Below are 17,695 nucleotides of genomic sequence, written 5' to 3'. Positions count from 1 at the left end.
GCACGGGTCAGTTCGAAAGCATGCGGTCGACCCAGCCGAGGAAGCCGCCTTCGGCCCGCACCGCTTCAAGCGCTGGCGCCGGCACCGATGCGGCGCGGGTGGTGTGGGCACGTGGCGGCAGATATTTGTTGGTCGGCTTATAGCCCATTTCCGGCATCAGATCGACACCGCCGCGCTCGGCCACCAGTTGCGAGATAGCGGATGCCGGATCGCCCAGATCGCCAAAATGCCGCGCGCTGGTCGGGCAAGCAGCGACGCAGGCCGGCACGCGATCTTCTTCCGCCAGATTGTCGTTGTAGATGCGGTCGACGCACAACGTGCATTTCTTCATCACGCCGACATTGGTGTCGAATTCGCGCGCTCCGTAGGGACAGGCCCAGCTGCACAGTTTGCAGCCGATGCATTTGTCCTCGTCGACCAGCACGATGCCATCCGACGCCCGCTTGTAGGAGGCGCCGGTCGGGCAGACCGTGACGCACGCCGGCGTCTCGCAGTGCAGGCAGGAGCGTGGGAAATTGACCGTGCGCCCACCCATCTCGGTCATGTGCTCATAACTGTGCACGCGGTTGAACCAGACGCCGTCGACATTGCCGCCATAGGGGTCGATGTCGGTTAGCGGCGCCATATGGCCGCCGGTGTTCCATTCTTTGCAGGCGGTAACGCAGGCCTGGCAGCCGACGCAGGTGTCGAGATCGATGACAAGGCCGAGCTTCTTGTCGGTATGGGTGGGAAGGCAAGTCATTTGGCAGCTTCTCTTTCCCGACGGAATTCGGCGCCGAAACTAAGCTTATCGGGCGGGGGCTCAAAATGCGGGGGCTGTCGGAACCGCTCGAACTGCGGTTCGGTGAAGCCTGCTTCCTCGTCTGCGCATTTGACGATGCGCACGCGCAGGTCGAACCATGCCGCCTGGCCGGTGACAGGATCGGAATTCGAATAGTGTTTGCCATTCGCATCGGCAGAGGTCTGGTCGCCGATGATGTGGTTGAGTAGAAAGCCGCGATTGGATTCGGCCGCATCATCCTTCAGCCCCCAGCTGCCGCGACGCTTGCCGATCGCATTCCACGTCCACACCGTATTGGCGTTGACGCCGTCGACCAGCTTGATCTGTCCTTTGACCTTGCCGTTGATGCTCTCGATCCACACCCAGTCGTCGTCGACAAGGCTGAGGCCGGCTGCCGTCCGGTAGTGCACGAACAGTCGGTTCTGGCTGGTGATCTGCCTTAGCCAGGCATTCTGCCCGCCCCAGGAATGATACATGTGCATCGGCCGCTGCGTCAGCGCGTGCAGCGGATAGGCTTGGCTGTCGACCGCAGCCTCTTCGAAGGGCGCATACCAGAATGGCAGCGGATCCATATAGGTCTCGATGCGGCTGCGCTCCGCCTCCGGCGGCAGCACCCCGCCATGGCCGCGCGCCGCAAGGCGAAAGCGCTGCATCGGCTCCGAATAGAGTTGGAAGACGATCGGCTCGGCCTTCGGCATGAAGCCCATGCCCTCAGCCAATTCGAGATACGAGCGGTTGGCCATCTTGTAGTAGCGCTGATCGGCGGCGAAATCCTGGTGCCAGAAGCCGCCATTATCGATGTAGCGCTGCAACTGGTCGGGATTGACCTCGCCCTTGCCGACCGAGGCCCCGTCCTTGCCGCGCCAGCCGGCGAGCGGACCGACACCTGGCGTGCGCTCGTGATTGACGATGTAGTCGGCATAGTCGCGGTATTTGGCGGAGCCGTCGTCGTCAACGAAGCCGGGCAGGCTGAGCCGCGCGCCGAGTTCGATCAGCACCGTCTGGAACGGCCTGACGTCGCGGTCCGGCTCGACGACGGGATGGCGGATGGCGTCGCCCGGCCCGTCGGCGTGGCTGATCGGCCGGTCGAGCAGACTGATACAGTCATGACGCTCGAGATAGGTCGTGTCCGGCAGCACCAGATCGGCAAAAGGCACGGTCTCGGAATAATAAGCGTCGGAATAGATGATGAACGGGATCTTGTATTCGCCCGATATGTCCGCGTCGGTCAGCATCGCCATCGTCTCGACGGTGTTCATCGACGAGTTCCAGGCCATGTTGGACATGTACATGAACAGCGTGTCGATCGTGTAGGGATCGCCGGCCCAGGCGTTACGAATGACCGTGTGCATGAGTCCGTGTGCGGCCAGCGGCGCATCCCAGGAGTAGGCCTTGTCGATACGGATCGGTTTGCCGCCTCCGTCGATCAGCAGGTCTTCCGGCCCGCAGACGAAGCCGAGCGGCATGCCTTCGAGTGGTGTCATCGGCTTCACATTCTTGCCGGCGGGCTTTGGACCCGGCGGCGCGGACCGCGGATAAGGCGGTTTGAAGCGGAAGCCGCCCGGCACGTCCACCGTGCCGAGAAGCACCTGAAGCAGATGAATGGCGCGGCAAGTGTGAAATCCGTTCGAATGGGCCGAGATGCCGCGCATCGCATGCATCGACACCGGCCGACCCTTGATGGTCTCGTGCCGGCGGCCGGCCCAGTCCGTCCAGGCCACCGGCAGTTCGATTTGCTGTTCGAAGGCGACATGAGCGAGTTCTGCAGCAATGCGTCGGATGGTGTCGGCGGAGATGCCGCACCGGTCAGCGACGGCGTCGGGCGAATAGCACTCGTCCAGATAGCGGTCGGCGACGAGTTGGAAGACCGGCACGCATCGGCGGCCGTCGACGAGAACGCTGCCGGTCAGTGCGGGCTTTGCGTCGGTGTCGCCGGCGTCGACAGGCGTCTTCGCCACCCTGTCCCAAGCCAGCGGATTGCCGTCGCCGTCGCGCATGAACAGCCCGTCATCGGCAGCTCCAGGCTCCTGAACGACCAGGATGTGGGTGTTGGTGTAGCGCAAGAGGTAGTCGAGATCGACGCGCCCTGCCTTCAGCAATTCGTGGATGAGGGCGAACACGAACAGGCCGTCGGTGCCGGGCCGGATGCCGATCCAGTCGTCGGCAATCGCGTTGTAGCCGGTGCGGCAGGGATTGATTGAAACCACCTTGGCACCGCGCGCCTTGAGCTTGCCGAGGCCGATCTTGATCGGATTGGAATCATGGTCTTCGGCAACCCCGAACAGCATGAAATATTTGGTGTTGTCCCAGTCGGGCTCGCCGAACTCCCAGAACGAACCGCCAATCGTGTAGAGGCCGCCGGCCGCCATATTGACCGAGCAGAAGCCGCCATGGGCGGCAAAATTCGGCGTGCCGAACTGGCTCGCCCACCAGCCGGTCAGCGATTGCGACTGGTCGCGCCCGGTGAAGAAGGCAAGTTTCTTCGGATCGGTTCGGCGGATGTTCGAAAGCCGTTCTGTCGCGATCGACAAGGCTTCCTCCCACTCGATTTCGCGGAACTCACCCGAGCCGCGCGGGCCGGTGCGCAGTAGCGGCTTCTTCAGCCGGGCCGGGCTGTAATGCTGCATGATGCCGGCGCTGCCCTTGCCGCACAGCACACCGCGGTTGACCGGGTGATCCTTGTTGCCGTTGATGTAGCGGACCTTGCCGTCCTTGATGTGGACGTCGATGCCGCAGCGGCAGGCGCACATATAGCAAGTCGTCTTGGCGACGCTGTCGGAGACATCGGGCGACGTATCGACGCCGTCGCCTTCAGCGGGCGAGCGGGTATCGGCGAGCGGCCGTTGGGATGGTGCTGAGTTGGCGCCGCGCAGCGGTCTGTTGGTCATGATCCGGCGATGTTTTTGCGTTCGGCGGCCTTGGCTCTCGTCTTCGGACCTGGGCCGCGCATGTAATGTTGTTCCGGACGATAGCGTTCACCGACGAGCCGCCACCGCAGGCTGCGGGACCAATGCGTGAACACCGATTTGAACAGCCTCACCAAATCTCTACCCTCGACTGTTCTGGCGCGACTTTTTTCCAATTTCGAGCCAAAATTTAGAACAAAGCAATCAATCTGTCTAACAACTTGCTCTTGTAATTCCAATCGGACTTGCTTCTTAATTGCTGGCATGACTCTGGACCAATTGCGGATCTTCGTCGCCGTCGCGGAACGGGCGCACATGACCAAAGCGGCCGAGTTGCTGGGCATCTCACAGTCGGCCGCGTCGGCCGCCATCCGCTCGCTCGAACAGCAGCACGGCGTCCAGTTGTTCAACCGAGTGGGCCGCAATATCGAGCTCGCGGAGACCGGACGCCGATTCTTGCCCGAGGCCAAGGCGGTCCTCGAGCGGACTGCGGCCGCCCACAATGTGCTGGAGCATGTCTCGCAAACGATATCAGGCAGTCTCTCGATCGCTGCCAGCCAGACCATCGCCAGCTATTGGCTGCCGCGCCGGCTCGCCTCTTTCCACGAAGCCTATCCTGCCGTCAGGCTGAGCGTGAGCATTGGCAACACCAGGCAGGTCGAGACCAATGTACTTGATGGCGCAGCCGATTTTGGCTTGGTCGAGGGGCGCACCGAATCCGACATTTTGCGGCGTGCCAAGGTCGATATCGATCGCATGATGCTGGTCGTGGCGCGCTCGCACCCTGAGATCGCGGAAGTTTCGCCTGGACATCCCGACCTTGGCGGGCTTCGCTGGATCATTCGCGAAGGCGGGTCGGGCACGCGCGAGGCGCTGGAGGACCTTGCCCGACGCGACGGGATTTCGTTCGCGGACCTGCAGATATTCCTGGTATTGCCGAGCAATGAGGCTATTCGCCAGGCGGTCGAGGCCGGCGCCGGCGCCAGCATCATTTCGGAACTCGTCGTCGCGCGCGCGGTCGCCGAAGGCAGTCTGCGTTCCGTGCCGATCGATCTGCCGAAGCGCGAATTTGCCATGATCACGCATCGCGACCGGCAGCCAAGCCTGGCCCAGATGGCGCTCAAGGCGCATCTTGGCGGCAAAGCCGAGAGATCCGCGCCGCTTTAAGCCGATCAGCCGAACTTCCGCTGCGCGTCGAGCGCCAGCCCAAGCCCGACCGAGCCGAACACATCGCCTTCGATTACCGACGCCTGCGGCACCAGCGCCAGGATCTGCTGCCTGGCCAGCGGGATCGCGGTCGATCCGCCGGTCAAGAACACCGCGGTGATATCCGAGGCCTTCACCTGTGCGTCGCGGACGGTCTGCTCGACCGTAGCCGCAACACGCTCAATGTCCCTGGCTATGGTGGCTTCGAGACTCTTGCGCGTGATTTCTGCCGTGAACCTCACCTCCGGCAGCGCGACCTCGACATCGGCCGACGATCGGTCCGTCAGCTCGATCTTGGCCTTTTCGACCAGCGCCGCCAGCGCGTGGCCGTAACGATGCTCGACGATGTGGATGAAGCGGTCGACCAGGTCTGCGCGCTCCGCCTCATAGCGGATCTGGCGCAGATGCGTCATCGCCCTTGCGGTATAGACCAGGTTGATGCGCTGCCACGTCGCCAGGTCGATGAAGTAGCTCGCCGGCAGATTACGTTTGCCATCCTTGGTCGGTGAGAGATGGCCGAGCTGCGGCATCACATGGGCGATGCTCAACAGCCGGTCGAAGTCGGTGCCGCCGATGTGGATGCCGCGGCTGGCCAGGATGTCGTCCTTGCGGTCAAGCGAGCGGGCGCGCTCGGGCGAGACCCGCACGATTGAGAAGTCGGACGTGCCGCCGCCCATGTCGACGATCAGCGCCAGTTCCTCGCGCGTCACCTTTTGTTCGTAGTCGAGTGCCGCGGCAATCGGTTCGAACTGGAAGGCGATGTGCTTGAAGCCGTGGGCACGAGCGGCATTTTCGAGTTCGTGCTCCGCCTTGGCGTCGGCCTCGGCATCGTCGTCGACGAACTGCACGGGCCGTCCCAGCACGACGCTGTCGACCGCGTCATGGGCTTCTTCTTCCAGCTTCTTTTTCAGATGGCCGACGAACAGGCCGACAATCTCCATGAAGCCGATCGAGCGCGCCTTGATGCGCGTCTTTTCGTGGGCGAGCGAGCTGCCGAGCACACTCTTCAACGAGCGCATCAGGCGGCCTTCGATACTGTCCGTATAGTTGGCAAGGGCGCGTCGCCCGAAATAGGTGCGGTTGTCCTCGAAATTGAAGAATACCGCACTGGGCAGCGTGACCTGGCCGTCTTCCAACGCCACCAGCCGCGGCTGCCCGTTCCTGACCACGCTCACGGTGGAATTCGAAGTGCCGAAGTCGATACCGGCAAATGCTGGTCGCATCGTGCGTTCCTGTAGTTCTGATTTGGGGAGCAGCAGCTCGTATCCGGTCGGGCCGGGGGTCGCGGTCTAACCCATACCCTCGGAAAGGGAAACCACTTTTACGAGAGTTCAGTCTTTCCTGAACACCAGTCTTCCGAGCCAGCCGGTCAGCATGGCCAGCGATACGGCAAAGACACCGTAGAGGAAGGAATAGTCGTGCGCGACGCGGAAGATCGACTGTTCGAAACCGGACTTGCGGATTTCGAGCTGGGCGGAGCTTTCCTTGATGAACAGGCCGCTCTTGAACAGGAACGCGCGGGCCTTATGGGTGCCGACCGGAACGTTTGGGGCGAGCCTGACGGTGGCGCGGAACAGGTTCTGCGACAGGAACTGCACACCGCCGACATTCTCGCTGTAGAGGCCGGTCGCCGCCTTGCGTTCGCGCAGCGCGGCGGTGAACTCCTCGATTGTCGCCGGGCTGTCCTCCGCGTCGGCCGGCTGCAAATAGAGGTTGGAGGCGCCAAGCGATAGCTGCTTGTAGCTGTTCGGATCGGTGACGTCCTGCAGCGGCCGCGTCGTCGCCACCGAATAGGAGACAGGTACGTTTTTGAAGGTCTCCGACTCCAGATTGACCCAGACGCCGAGCACCCGGTCCTTGCGGCGCACGACGACCGGCCGAGCCGGGCCTTCCAGCACGACGATCACGTCGTAGCGCCCTTGCCGCGCGACAAGCGGATCGGCATTTTCCAGTGAGCCGAAAATGGTCAGGTCGGCGCCGGAAAAGCCGGCGGTAATCGAGACATTGTCGGTGGAAAGGCCGATCTGGATGTTTTCGGTTAGTGGCGCCTGCGCCTTCGCCGGTGGCGCAGCAGCCAGCAGCGACAGCAAGACGGCGGCCGCGAGCGTCCTTAGGCCGGCCATCAGCTCAGGCCCACGCCGGACAGAGAATAGAGATTGGGCGGCGTGACGAAAAGATCGATGGCAAGCCGGATGGCTACCGCCAGCACGAGCAGCGCCAGCAGCGCCCTGAGTTGCTCGCCCCGCAGCCTCTGACCAGCCTTGGCGCCATATTGCGCGCCGGCAACGCCGCCTGCCATCAACAGGAAGGCGAGCATGACGTCGACCGTCTGGTTGGTGGTGGCGTGGACCAGCGTGGTGTAAGCCGAGGTGAAGATGATCTGGAACAGCGAGGTGCCGATGACGACGTTGGTCGGCACTTTCAAAAGGTAGATCAGGGCCGGCACCATGATGAAGCCGCCGCCGACGCCCATGATCGAGGACAGGAAGCCAATCGCCGCGCCCAGCCCAAGCACCGGAATGACGCTGACGAAGAGCTTCGAGGCCCTGAACCGCATCTTCAGCGGCAGGCGGTGGATCCAATTATGCTGGCCGGATTTCTTCAACACCGGTGCGGCGCCGCTGCGAGTGGCGCGCAGCGCATTGACGCTCTCGACCAGCATCAGTCCGCCGACGGTGCCGAGCAGCACGACGTAGAGCAGCGAGATGAACAGGTCGAGCTGGCCGAGCCGGCGCAGGAGCGCAAAGACATAGATACCACCGGTCGAGCCGACGATGCCGCCGGCTAAAAGCACGCCGCCGAGCTTGAAGTCGAGCGTGCCGCGCTTCATGTGCGACAGGGCGCCGGAGAAGGAGGAAGCGATGACCTGGTTGGCGCCGGTGGCGACCGCGATTGCCGGCGGTATGTTGTAGAAAATCAGCAGCGGCGTAATGAGAAAGCCGCCGCCCACGCCGAACATGCCCGACAGGAAACCCACCGCCGCACCCATGGCCAGCAGCACGAAGATGTTGACGGAAATTTCCGCGATCGGGAGATAGATGCCCACCCGTCAGTCTCGATCAGTTTGCCTCCTGGCGAATGCAACCGTTGCGGGCATTTTGCGTCAGAAGGCTATCTCGTTCTTGCGCCGGCCGGGCCGTGAAGTCAAACTTCGCCGCACCGCCGAAACAAAAAACAACTCAATCAGTTAACAGGCAAATCTGTGGCAAGGGCGTCGCGGAAACGACGCATCCGCCGTTATTTACGCGCAAGCAGCGCCTTGACCAGCTTTTCGTCGATCGCGCCGGTTGCCTTCATATCGTTGTCGGCCTGGAAGGCCATGATCGCGTTCTTGGTTTTCTGGCCCATCATGCCGTCGGGATTGCCGGCCTCGTAGCCGTTCTTGTTGAGAATGCGCTGGATGTTCTGGACCGCTTTCTTCATGTCGATGCCGGCGGTCGTCTGCGGTGTGCCGTCCTGCCACGATTCAGGAACGTCGGCCGAATTGGCGGCTGGATCGAGCGGCTTGGCCTTCCACAGTTCAGCCGCGGCCCGCGCGCGCTCCAGCTGCTCGGGCCTCAGCGCCTTGGCGATCTCGTCGCGCTTGGCCGCCGCATCCTTGTCGCCGGTCTTGGCGACGAGTGCGAACCATATGTAGCTCTCCTCGAGGTTCTGCTTCATGCCGACGCCCTTCGCCGCGAGGATGCCGAGATTGAACTGGCTATCCTTGACGCCGAGATCCGCCGCCGCCTGGAACCAGCGCGCTGCCGATTCATTGTCGGTCACGCCATCCGCCGCCATCGCAAACAGCACGGCAAGATTGTGCATCGCGCTGGCATTGCCCTGCGCTGCGGCAAGCTCGTACCAGGTTTTCGCTTTCTTGATGTCGCGTGCGACGCCGATGCCCTTCTCGTAGAAATTGCCGATGCGGTATTCTGCCGGTGCGAAACCGAGTTCGGCAGCTTTCTCATACCATTTGGCCGCCGCCGCCATGTCTTCTTTGACGCCGCGAGACTCGGCGTAGCGCGAGCCGATCTCGAACAGCGCCTTGGCGTCGCCGCCGGCCGCTGCATCGCGCAGGGCGGCCGGACCGGCATCGGCCGGAACGTCGATCTTGGCAACGCCTGCCGCGGCAGCATCCGCCGGCGGCACCGTGCCGGTCGTGTCCTGCGTCGCAGCGGTGGCTATAGCAGGCGCGGCAGCCATTGGCTCGGCGTCGCTGGCCGTCGCCGCTGCCGGCGCGGGCACCGCGGCCGCGGTGTCTTGCGCCGCCAGGTCAGCGGGCGCCGCAGAAGCCGAGGGCGCCGTCGATGTCTCGGCTGCCGGTGTAGCGGGGCCGGTTTGCGCCGCCGTGTCGTCCTTGGTCATCGATGCGGATGGCTCTGCCTGCCTGACCGTGGGCGACGGCGCGCTCTCCTGTGTTGTCGTCTGCGCGTCCGCCTTCGGCTCGCTGGCAATGCTGGCCAAAGCGGTTTCCACCGGCTGTACGGCCACGGCCGGTGCCGCCTCATTGTTGGTGACTTCGACCGGGTCGGAGAAGAAGGCTTTGCCCAGTTGCAGGCCGGCAAGCGCCAGCATGATGGCGATTGCCCCCATCAGGATCGGCTTGCGTCGCGCCTTGAGCAGGTCGCCGATCCTGAGTGCCTTGACCGGGCCTTTCATCGTCGACTGGCGCTTGAGGGCGTCCGCCTCGGCGGCCGCCGCTTGCGCAGCCCGTCTGGCTGCCGCGATGAAGTCCGATTTCGCCGCCTCAGCGCCGCCTTCCCGGGTCGGCTGCCCGCGCTCGTCGCGCACGCGCTTCATGATGGCGCTGAGGTCGGGTGCGCCGGAGCCGGGTTCCAGTGGCCGGTTGGCGAGCTTGGGGTCGAGGGGCTCGTCGAGATCGACGCTCGGTATCTCGGCGCTCTGCGCCGAGCCTGCAAGCGGCGGCATCTCGGCGTCCTTCTTGCCCTTCAAGGCGCGCGCCAGCCCGCCTAACATCGATTTCCTGCCGCCGCCTTGCTCGGTTTTTTCACGCGTCGTGTCTGAACCGAGAGCCGCCAGGGCTGCTGCGGCGGCGGCCTCGGCTGGCGTACGCGGACCTGGCTCGTCGCGCACGAGCGCCGCGGCGCGGCCGTCGAGATCGGCCATGCTGCCCGTCAACGGCAGCGGCTGGTCGAGGTCCATCGACGGTGCGTCCTGCACCGAGATCTTGGATGGCCGGCCGAAACGCTTGCTCAACTCCGCGCTTGCCGGTTCGCCCGTCTCCAATGAACCAAGCCTGTCAACGATCTTGAGCAGCGTATCGTGGATAGCCTCGAACGTTCTCGAATTGCGCTCGTCCGAACGGCGCGTCAGTGCCTCGAGCGTCTTCAGGTCCTGGGCGAGGCCGGTAACGGCCGCCGTGTTGGCGCTTGATCCGGCCAGTGAGCGGACGGCGCTCTCAGCCGCCTCGCGCGCCGCGCCGAGGATGGAATCGCGGGTTCCGGCCAGCGACTTCTCGATTTCGTTGAGACGCGGGCTGATGTCGTCGAATTCCGGCAGCGGCGTGCCGGGCTTGGAAAGATGCGCCGTCAGGCCGGCGACCTGCGCTTCAAGGCTGCGGATCAACGCCGGGTCGATGCTGGCGACCTGCGCCGCGGACGAATCCAGCCGGCTTGAGATGTCTTCGAGCCGGCTCTCCAGGCCACGGATCGCCGCCTCGTTGGCGGGATCTGGAACGCGCGTCTCAATCCGCTTGGCCAGTGCGGTGAAGCGGGCGTCGATGGCATCCATAATGCCGGCGCTATCGACCTGCGGCATGCGCTGGTCCAGCCTGTCGGCGACCTCGTCCAACCGGCGCTCAAGGTCGCGAAACAGCATGTTGCCTTGTTCGATTGCGTCGCCCTGACGACGTTCCATCATGCTGGACAGCACGTCGAAGCGCTGCTCGAGCCCCTGGAAGATGTAGTCGGCGTCGGGCATGGCAGGTGCGTGGTCGATCTTGTCGGCAATAAGCGCGACTTGCCTGGCAAGGCGCTCCATCGCCTGTTCCGGCAGATTGGCTCGGCCGGCCAGTTCATCCACGCGGCTCGACAATGTGTTGAGACGGTCAATGACCTCCCGACCCGGACGATCCTGCGACACTTCTTCGATTTGCTGGGCCAGTGAATCGATCCGCTTCTCGATGCGTTCGAAGGGCTCGGGGTCGAACGAATTGGCTTGCGCGGCAACCGTCGAGGCGACGATCGCGCGGGAAATCTCGTCGAGCCGCTCGTCGATCTGACTGAATGTGTCGCCGCCGCGATTGTCCTGCTGGCGGGCGAAATGGTCGACCGCTCCGGCAAGCGTGCGGACCTTTTCCTCGAGCGAGCGCAGCGACAGCGATTCCGGCAGATTGCTGACGGCATTGCTGATCTGTTCGAGCCGCTCCGTCAGCGCCGACAGGCCGGGTGCATCGGAACGCTTGCGCTGATCGGCCTCGACGCGATCCTCGAAAGCGTTCCAGCGGCGGTCGAAATCGTCCCAGCGGCGTCCGACCGCCTGCACGCTCTCCTCGCGCGCCAGCGTATCGAGCGCGGCTTTGACCTGCTCAAGCTCGAGCCGCAGCATATTGACGCTTCTGTCGTCGCTTTTTTCGGCCAGTGTCTGGATGGCGCCGGAAAGCCGCTCGAATTCGACGCTGAGTTCGGCGCTGCCTTTGCCGCCGCCATTTGACTGGAAGGCTCGCCCAATATTCTTGCGCAGTACCTCGAACTCGCGTTGCAGGCCGGAGGTCATCTGCTGGCGCAAGTCTTCGCGCAGGCCGCGCAATTCCCCGGCGATCTTGCCGGCTAGGGCGACGCTGTCCTCCTGGCCGCGCACCCGGTCGATATCGCGGGCGATCGCCTGGTAATTCTGGTCGAAAGCCGCTGCTGGACCTTTCGGCCGCTGCGCGCGTGGATCCTCATACCGGCGCTGCTGGCCATAGGGTTGGGCGCTGGGATAGCGTGGTTCTGCCGCTGGTCGGCGCGGATCGGGGTGGCTTGCCGTCTCCTCGCGCGTCCGCTCCAGCCGCTGCTCCAGAGTTTCCAGGGAGCGGTTGAGCTCTTCAAGCGTCGTGTGCGGCCGGCGTTGCCTGCCGGCGTTGAGTGTATCGAGGTAGGACCGCTTGCTGTTCATCAATGCGCCCGTTTCAGAATTGCTGGCTTTCACCAGGTTCCCAAAGTCCTGCCGGGACGAAGGCGACTGCTTGGCTTGTTGCAGTGGAAGACGAGCTTCCCGGGTCTCATCCGCGCTCCGAAAAACCGTGAAAAATTCAGTACAGGATAGACACGGGTAACCGACATGCGCACATTTCGCCCCAACGTGGTAAACAACGCGTTAACCAAGCTTAAGAAGTTGCAACTTTGTCGGCTGGCTGCCGACGGCGCCGGGTGTTTTTTTTTGGACGCGCAAAAGACGTTGTAGAATTTTGATCAGCCGCATGATCGCTCCCGAAATCGGGAACGACCTTTTAGGTTGTCCGCTGGTGCTGCGGCATAAAGTTGCAAGACCAGAACGCTCTTGCGTGGTGAGGCGGCTATCGATATAGAATTGACGTAAACGTAAATGAGCGGATTACGCCGTTTGCGATTTGTTTGTTGAAACCACGAGTGGAAGCACGCCCCCGCTTTCACTCAGGCGACGCAAGGTCCGCGACCGCGACGCCACCAGACGGGGAAAGCCAGTGACCATGAAACTTATTTCGCCCGGCCAAGCCGCGGCCAACACCAACGATATGTCGAGCGAAGCCGGTGAAGAGCTTGTCCGCATCGGCGAAATGGCCAAGAAATACGGAGTGACGCTGCGTACGCTGCGTTTCTATGAGGACAAGGGTCTGCTCAACCCGCAGCGCGACGGCTCGACCCGTCTCTATACACGCCGCGACAGGGCCCGGCTGAAGCTGATCCTGCTTGGCCGCAAGGTCGGGTTCTCGCTGCGCGACGTCAAGCAGATGATGGACCTCTATGATCCGAACGGCTCCAACACCAAGCAATTGCGGCTGGCGCTCGACAAGTCGGAGAAGCAGCTTGCCCGTCTGCAGAAGCAGCGGGCGCTGATCGACGACGCCATCAGCGAACTGAGTGCTTCGATGTCGACCGTCCGGCAAATGCTGATCGAGCGCTCGACGCCGCAGGCCAGCGTAGCGAGCTAAACTAAGCTTTCGATTTGTGACGAATAAGAGCCGCGTGGCTTTCGCTGCGCGGTTCTTCGTCGTTTGCCGTGCTTTGTCGTTTGTCGTCCTGGCGCGCGGGAGAAAATTTGACGCACCGCCGAATTGACGTTTACGCAAACGTCAATATTTGTTATCTCGACCACAACGTTGGTCCGTCTGCCATCCTCATATGCTGGGGCTGATTTCGGGGCCAAGACCGCATGGTGGAGGAAACGCATGCCGATCTACAGAGCGCCGGTCCGGGACACGCTGTTCGTGCTGAACGAAGTGCTGGGATATCAGCGTTATTCCAATCTTCCCGGATTTTCCGACGCGACGCCGGATGTGCTCGAGGCCATCCTTGCCGAGGGCGCGAAGCTCGCCGAAAACGTGATGCAGCCGCTGAACCGCGTTGGCGACGTGGAAGGCTGCATGCGCCATGACGACGGTTCGGTAACGACGCCGAAAGGCTTCAAGGAAGCTTTCGACCAGTATCGCGAAGGCGGCTGGATGGGGCTCGCGGCACCTGTCGAGTTTGGCGGGCAAGGCTTGCCCTACGCGGTGCACACTGCGGTTGCCGAATACATGGTGTCGGCCAATATGTCGCTGATGATGTATGCCGGCCTGACGCAAGGCGCGATCGCTGCGATCATCACCCATGGCACCAAAGAGCAGAAGGCAACATGGTTGCCGAAGCTGGTCGAGGGTGCCTGGACCGGCACCATGAACCTGACCGAGCCACACTGCGGAACCGATCTTGGCTTGCTGCGCACCAAGGCCGTCCCAAATGGCGACGGCACCTACAGGATCTCCGGTCAGAAGATCTTCATCTCGGCCGGCGAGCATGACATGTCGGACAATATCGTCCACCTGGTGCTGGCCCGTATCGAGGGCGCGCCGGATGGCGTGAAGGGCATCTCGCTGTTCATCGTGCCGAAGCTCAAGCTCGATGCCTCAGGCAATCCGGGCGAGAAGAACACCGTCTCCTGTGGCTCGATCGAGGAGAAGATGGGTATCCATGGCAACTCGACCTGCGTCATGAATTACGACGACGCTGAAGGCACGCTGCTCGGCGAGGCCAATGGCGGGCTGAAAGCAATGTTCACCATGATGAATGAGGCGCGGCTTGGCGTCGCCCTGCAGGGACTTTCGCTATCTGAGGTTGCCTACCAGAATGCGGTTTCCTACGCCAAGGATCGTCTGCAGGGCCGCTCGCTGTCAGGGCCGAAGGCGCCGGACAGGAAGGCCGATCCGATCATCGTCCATCCGGACATCCGCCGCAGCCTGATGACCATGAAGGCTTTCAACGAGGCCGGCCGCGCGCTGGCGCTGTGGACGGCGATCAAGTCCGACATCGCTCACCGCTCCGGTGACGACAAAGATCGCCAGGTCGCAGACGACTACACCGGCCTGATGACGCCGGTGGTCAAAGGCGTGCTCACCGACAAGGGGTTCGATCATGCGGTAATGGCGCAGCAGGTCTTCGGCGGCCACGGCTATATAGAAGAGCACGGCATGAGCCAGTTCGTCCGCGATGCGCGCATCGCCATGATCTATGAGGGTGCCAACGGCATCCAGGCGCTCGACCTCGTCGGCCGCAAGCTGGCCTTGAATGGCGGCCGCGCGGTCCAGGCTTTCTTTAAGGAAGTCGGAGAGTTCTGCGAGGAAAACCGCACCGACGAGACGATGGCGACCTTCACCAAGGCGCTGAAGAAGGGCCTCAACGATCTGCAGACGGCGACGATGTGGCTGGTGCAGAACGGCATGGCCAAGCCCGATAACGCCGGTGCCGCCTCGACCGACTACATGCATCTCTTCGGCCTGGTGGCGCTGGGCTATATGTGGGCGCAGATGGCCAGGGTGGCCGCAGCGAAATTGGCGAATGGCGCCGACGGCGCTTCGTCTTTCTACGACCACAAGCTGGTGACGGCGCGCTTCTTCATAGAGCGGATCATGCCGGAGACGTCGGCGCATCTTGCCCGCATCTCCAGCGGTGCCGACACATTGATGGCACTGCCGGCGGAAGCGTTCTAGCTTCGGCGTTCCCCTCCCCCTCGAGGGGAGGGTGGCCCGAAGGGCCGGGAGGGGTCCTGGGTGCAGTGCGCCGACCTCCATTCTGGTGCATGCCTTGGAGGAAAATGATCGCAATGCCGTGGCATATGGCGCAGGTTGTAAAAGACAAGGTCGAGCACGTCATCGGCGACCCCACCCGGCCGCTTCTCGGCTACCCTCCCCTCGAGGGGGAGGGGAACGTTGGCGCGAGGGAGAAACCATGACCCACCCCGCCGAAATCCTTGGCCTTCCCAAGCCCGCCTGGGCGGCGGACGAGGTCGGCATGCTTTACGACATGGCGCACCGCTTCATGTCGGAAGAGATCGCGCCGCGTTACGACGAATTCGAGAAGAACGAAATGGTCGACCGCGAGAGCTGGCTGAAGGCGGGTGCTGCCGGCCTGCTCTGCGCCTCGATGCCGGAGGAATATGGCGGATCGGGCGGCACCTTCGCGCATGAGAGCGCCATCATCGAGGCGATCGGCCATGTCGGCGTCGACGGGTTCGGCATTGGCCTGCACAATTCGATCGTTGCCCCCTATATCCTCCACTACGGCTCGGAGGAGCAGAAGAAGAAGTGGCTGCCGAGGCTGGCGACCGGCGAGCTGATCGGCGCCATCGCCATGACCGAGCCGGGTGCGGGCTCCGACCTTCAAGGCGTCAAGACGCGCGCCGAAAAGGACGGCAACCGGTACAAGCTCAACGGCTCGAAGACCTTTATCACCAACGGCCAGCTCGCCAATTTCATCATCGTCGTTGCCAAGACCGATCCTGAGAAGGGCGCCAAGGGCATCTCGCTGATCGTCGTCGAGACCGACGAGGTGGAGGGTTTCGAGCGCGGCCGCAACCTCGACAAGATCGGCCTCAAGGCCAACGACACGTCGGAACTGTTCTTCAACGACGTACGTGTGCCGACCTCGAACCTGCTCGGCAACGACGAAGGCCAGGGCTTCGTCCAGTTGATGCAGCAATTGCCGCAGGAGCGGCTGCAGATCGGCACCACTGCTATCGCCATGGTCGAGCGGGCCCTGGCGCTTACCATCGACTACGTCAAGGAGCGCAAGGCCTTCGGCAAGCCCATCATCGAATTCCAGAACACCCAGTTCAAGCTTGCCGAATTGAAGACCGAGGCGACCATCGGCCGCGTCTTCTATAATGACTGCGTTGCCCGTCACATTAACGGCGGCCTCGACCCGGTGACCGCGTCTATGGCCAAATACTGGCTGTCGGACCTGCAAGGAAAAGTCGTCGACGAATGCCTTCAATTGCATGGCGGCTATGGCTACATGAATGAATATCCGATTGCGCGCATGTTCCGCGACGCCCGCGTCCAGCGCATCTACGGCGGCACCAACGAGATCATGAAATTGCTGATCGGGCGCTCGCTCTGAGCGAGTTTCAGCAAACCCAAGGAGCAGGAAAATGGCCGAAGCTTATGTCTATGATGCCGTGCGCACGCCGCGCGGCAGGGGCAAGAAGGATGGCTCGCTGCACGAAGTGCCGGCGGTGCGGCTCGGCGCCAAGGTGCTCGAGGCCATCCGCGACCGCAACGGGCTGGACACCGGCACCGTCGACGACATCATCTTCGGTTGTGTCGATCCGGTTGGCGAGGCGGGTGCGGTCATTCCACGTGCCGCCGCTTTCGAGGCCGGCTACGACACCAAGGCGCCTGGCATGCAGATATCGCGCTTCTGCGCCTCGGGCCTCGACGCCATCAATTTCGGCGCCGCCAAGATCGCGCAGGGCGCCGACGAGATCGTCATTGCCGGTGGCGTCGAATCGATGTCGCGCGTCGGCATGGGCGCCTCCGGCGGCGCCTGGTTCATGGACCCATCGGTCGGCCTGCCCGGCTGGTTCGTGCCGCAAGGAATCTCGGCCGACCTGATCGCCACCAAATACGGCTTTTCGCGCGACGACGTCGATGCCTACGCAGTCGAAAGCCAGAAGCGTGCCGCCAAGGCGTGGGGCGAGGGCCGCTTCAAGAATTCGGTGATCTCGGTCAAGGACCAGAACGGCCTGACCATTCTCGACCATGACGAACATATGCGGCCCTCGACCGACATGCAGTCGCTGGCCGCGCTCAACCCGTCCTTCGTCATGCCCGGCGAAATGGGCGGCTTCGACGCCGTCGCCGTGCAGAAGCATCCCGAGGTGGAACAGGTCAACCACGTCCACCATGCCGGCAATTCCTCCGGCATCGTCGATGGCGCGGCGGCCGTGCTGCTCGGCTCGAAAAAGGCGGGAAAGACGCTCGGCCTCAAGCCGCGCGCACGCATCCGTGCGTTCGCCAATATCGGCTCCGAACCGGTGCTGATGCTGACCGGCCCCGTCGACGTCACCGAGAAGCTGTTGAAGCGGGCGAAGATGAGGCTGTCGGACATCGACCTGTTCGAGCTCAACGAGGCCTTCGCTTCGGTGGTGCTGCGCTACATGCAGGCTTTCGACATTCCGCATGACCGGATCAACGTCAATGGTGGGGCCATCGCCATGGGCCATCCGCTCGGCGCCACCGGTGCGATGATCTTCGGTACGGTGCTGGACGAATTGGAACGCCGCGACCTCAACACCGCGCTGGTGACGCTTTGCATCGGCGCCGGCATGGGCACTGCAACGATCATCGAACGCGTCTGACGGAGAG

11 protein-coding genes are annotated in these 17,695 nt (G+C 63.1%); 5 read left to right on the top strand and 6 right to left on the bottom strand.

The window, feature by feature from the left end; translation table 11 throughout:
• Window positions 1–7: 7 nt before the first annotated feature.
• Entirely contained in the window at window positions 8–742 is a 735-nt protein-coding gene (locus tag NKI17_RS02710) for a 4Fe-4S dicluster domain-containing protein (RefSeq protein ID WP_352455137.1), read from the bottom strand.
• On the bottom strand, window positions 739–3,669 hold the full coding sequence (locus tag NKI17_RS02705; protein ID WP_352905377.1) for a molybdopterin oxidoreductase family protein: 2,931 nt from the start codon (window positions 3,667–3,669) through the stop codon (window positions 739–741). The genes NKI17_RS02710 and NKI17_RS02705 overlap by 4 nt, the downstream gene beginning before the upstream one ends.
• Window positions 3,670–3,951: 282 nt before the next feature.
• Here NKI17_RS02705 and NKI17_RS02700 point away from each other — a divergent pair, with 282 nt between their 5' ends.
• Window positions 3,952–4,854 (top strand): LysR substrate-binding domain-containing protein, encoded by a 903-nt coding sequence (locus NKI17_RS02700; protein ID WP_352455139.1) that lies wholly within the window; start codon window positions 3,952–3,954, stop codon window positions 4,852–4,854.
• 5 nt (window positions 4,855–4,859) lie between these two features.
• On the opposite strand, the gene NKI17_RS02695 is transcribed toward NKI17_RS02700, so the two are convergent.
• The 4 genes from NKI17_RS02695 to NKI17_RS02680 form a co-directional block, all read right to left on the bottom strand.
• Window positions 4,860–6,116: an Hsp70 family protein gene (locus NKI17_RS02695; protein WP_352756033.1), complete on the bottom strand. Its 1,257-nt coding sequence runs from the start codon at window positions 6,114–6,116 to the stop codon at window positions 4,860–4,862.
• Window positions 6,117–6,224: 108 nt separating this feature from the next.
• Complete coding sequence (locus NKI17_RS02690; protein WP_352448631.1) at window positions 6,225–7,016, bottom strand: TIGR02186 family protein; 792 nt, start codon at window positions 7,014–7,016, stop codon at window positions 6,225–6,227.
• A complete protein-coding gene (locus NKI17_RS02685) occupies window positions 7,016–7,939 on the bottom strand; it encodes a sulfite exporter TauE/SafE family protein (protein ID WP_023676949.1) in 924 nt (307 codons plus the stop codon). Before NKI17_RS02685 ends, NKI17_RS02690 begins: the two co-directional genes overlap by 1 nt.
• Window positions 7,940–8,130: 191 nt before the next feature.
• Window positions 8,131–11,991, bottom strand: a complete 3,861-nt coding sequence (locus NKI17_RS02680; RefSeq protein ID WP_352905376.1) for a peptidoglycan-binding protein — start codon at window positions 11,989–11,991, stop codon at window positions 8,131–8,133.
• Between the two features lie 553 nt (window positions 11,992–12,544).
• Here NKI17_RS02680 and NKI17_RS02675 point away from each other — a divergent pair.
• The 4 genes from NKI17_RS02675 to NKI17_RS02660 all read left to right on the top strand — a co-directional run bounded on the left by NKI17_RS02675 (window position 12,545) and on the right by NKI17_RS02660 (window position 17,688).
• The gene (locus tag NKI17_RS02675; RefSeq protein WP_023677331.1) at window positions 12,545–13,006 is read left to right on the top strand and encodes a MerR family transcriptional regulator; all 462 of its coding nucleotides are present in this window, start codon (window positions 12,545–12,547) and stop codon (window positions 13,004–13,006) included.
• A gap of 237 nt (window positions 13,007–13,243) precedes the next feature.
• Window positions 13,244–15,040 (top strand): acyl-CoA dehydrogenase, encoded by a 1,797-nt coding sequence (locus NKI17_RS02670; RefSeq protein ID WP_352635733.1) that lies wholly within the window; start codon window positions 13,244–13,246, stop codon window positions 15,038–15,040.
• A 238-nt stretch (window positions 15,041–15,278) separates the two neighbouring features.
• The gene (locus NKI17_RS02665; RefSeq protein WP_352635731.1) at window positions 15,279–16,448 is read left to right on the top strand and encodes an acyl-CoA dehydrogenase family protein; all 1,170 of its coding nucleotides are present in this window, start codon (window positions 15,279–15,281) and stop codon (window positions 16,446–16,448) included.
• A gap of 31 nt (window positions 16,449–16,479) precedes the next feature.
• Window positions 16,480–17,688: an acetyl-CoA C-acetyltransferase gene (locus tag NKI17_RS02660; protein ID WP_352570361.1), complete on the top strand. Its 1,209-nt coding sequence runs from the start codon at window positions 16,480–16,482 to the stop codon at window positions 17,686–17,688.
• The last annotated feature ends 7 nt before the right edge of the window (window positions 17,689–17,695 follow it).

Source organism: Mesorhizobium sp. M0816, from assembly GCF_040320005.1.
Classification (GTDB): Bacteria; Pseudomonadota; Alphaproteobacteria; order Rhizobiales; family Rhizobiaceae; genus Mesorhizobium.
Note: the sequence above shows the minus strand (reverse complement) of the source record. Positions and strands in the feature narration are given on the sequence as shown.

Excerpts from the sequence above, each read along its gene's own strand:
- NKI17_RS02675 (WP_023677331.1), top strand. The coding sequence starts at position 12,545 with ATGAAACTTATTTCGCCCGGCCAAGCCGCGGCCAACACCAACGATATG.
- NKI17_RS02710 (WP_352455137.1), bottom strand. The coding sequence starts at position 742 with ATGACTTGCCTTCCCACCCATACCGACAAGAAGCTCGGCCTTGTCATC.
- NKI17_RS02690 (WP_352448631.1), bottom strand. The coding sequence starts at position 7,016 with ATGGCCGGCCTAAGGACGCTCGCGGCCGCCGTCTTGCTGTCGCTGCTG.
- NKI17_RS02670 (WP_352635733.1), top strand. The coding sequence starts at position 13,244 with ATGCCGATCTACAGAGCGCCGGTCCGGGACACGCTGTTCGTGCTGAAC.
- NKI17_RS02660 (WP_352570361.1), top strand. The coding sequence starts at position 16,480 with ATGGCCGAAGCTTATGTCTATGATGCCGTGCGCACGCCGCGCGGCAGG.
- NKI17_RS02700 (WP_352455139.1), top strand. The coding sequence starts at position 3,952 with ATGACTCTGGACCAATTGCGGATCTTCGTCGCCGTCGCGGAACGGGCG.
- NKI17_RS02665 (WP_352635731.1), top strand. The coding sequence starts at position 15,279 with ATGACCCACCCCGCCGAAATCCTTGGCCTTCCCAAGCCCGCCTGGGCG.
- NKI17_RS02680 (WP_352905376.1), bottom strand. The coding sequence starts at position 11,991 with ATGAACAGCAAGCGGTCCTACCTCGATACACTCAACGCCGGCAGGCAA.
- NKI17_RS02695 (WP_352756033.1), bottom strand. The coding sequence starts at position 6,116 with ATGCGACCAGCATTTGCCGGTATCGACTTCGGCACTTCGAATTCCACC.
- NKI17_RS02705 (WP_352905377.1), bottom strand. The coding sequence starts at position 3,669 with ATGACCAACAGACCGCTGCGCGGCGCCAACTCAGCACCATCCCAACGG.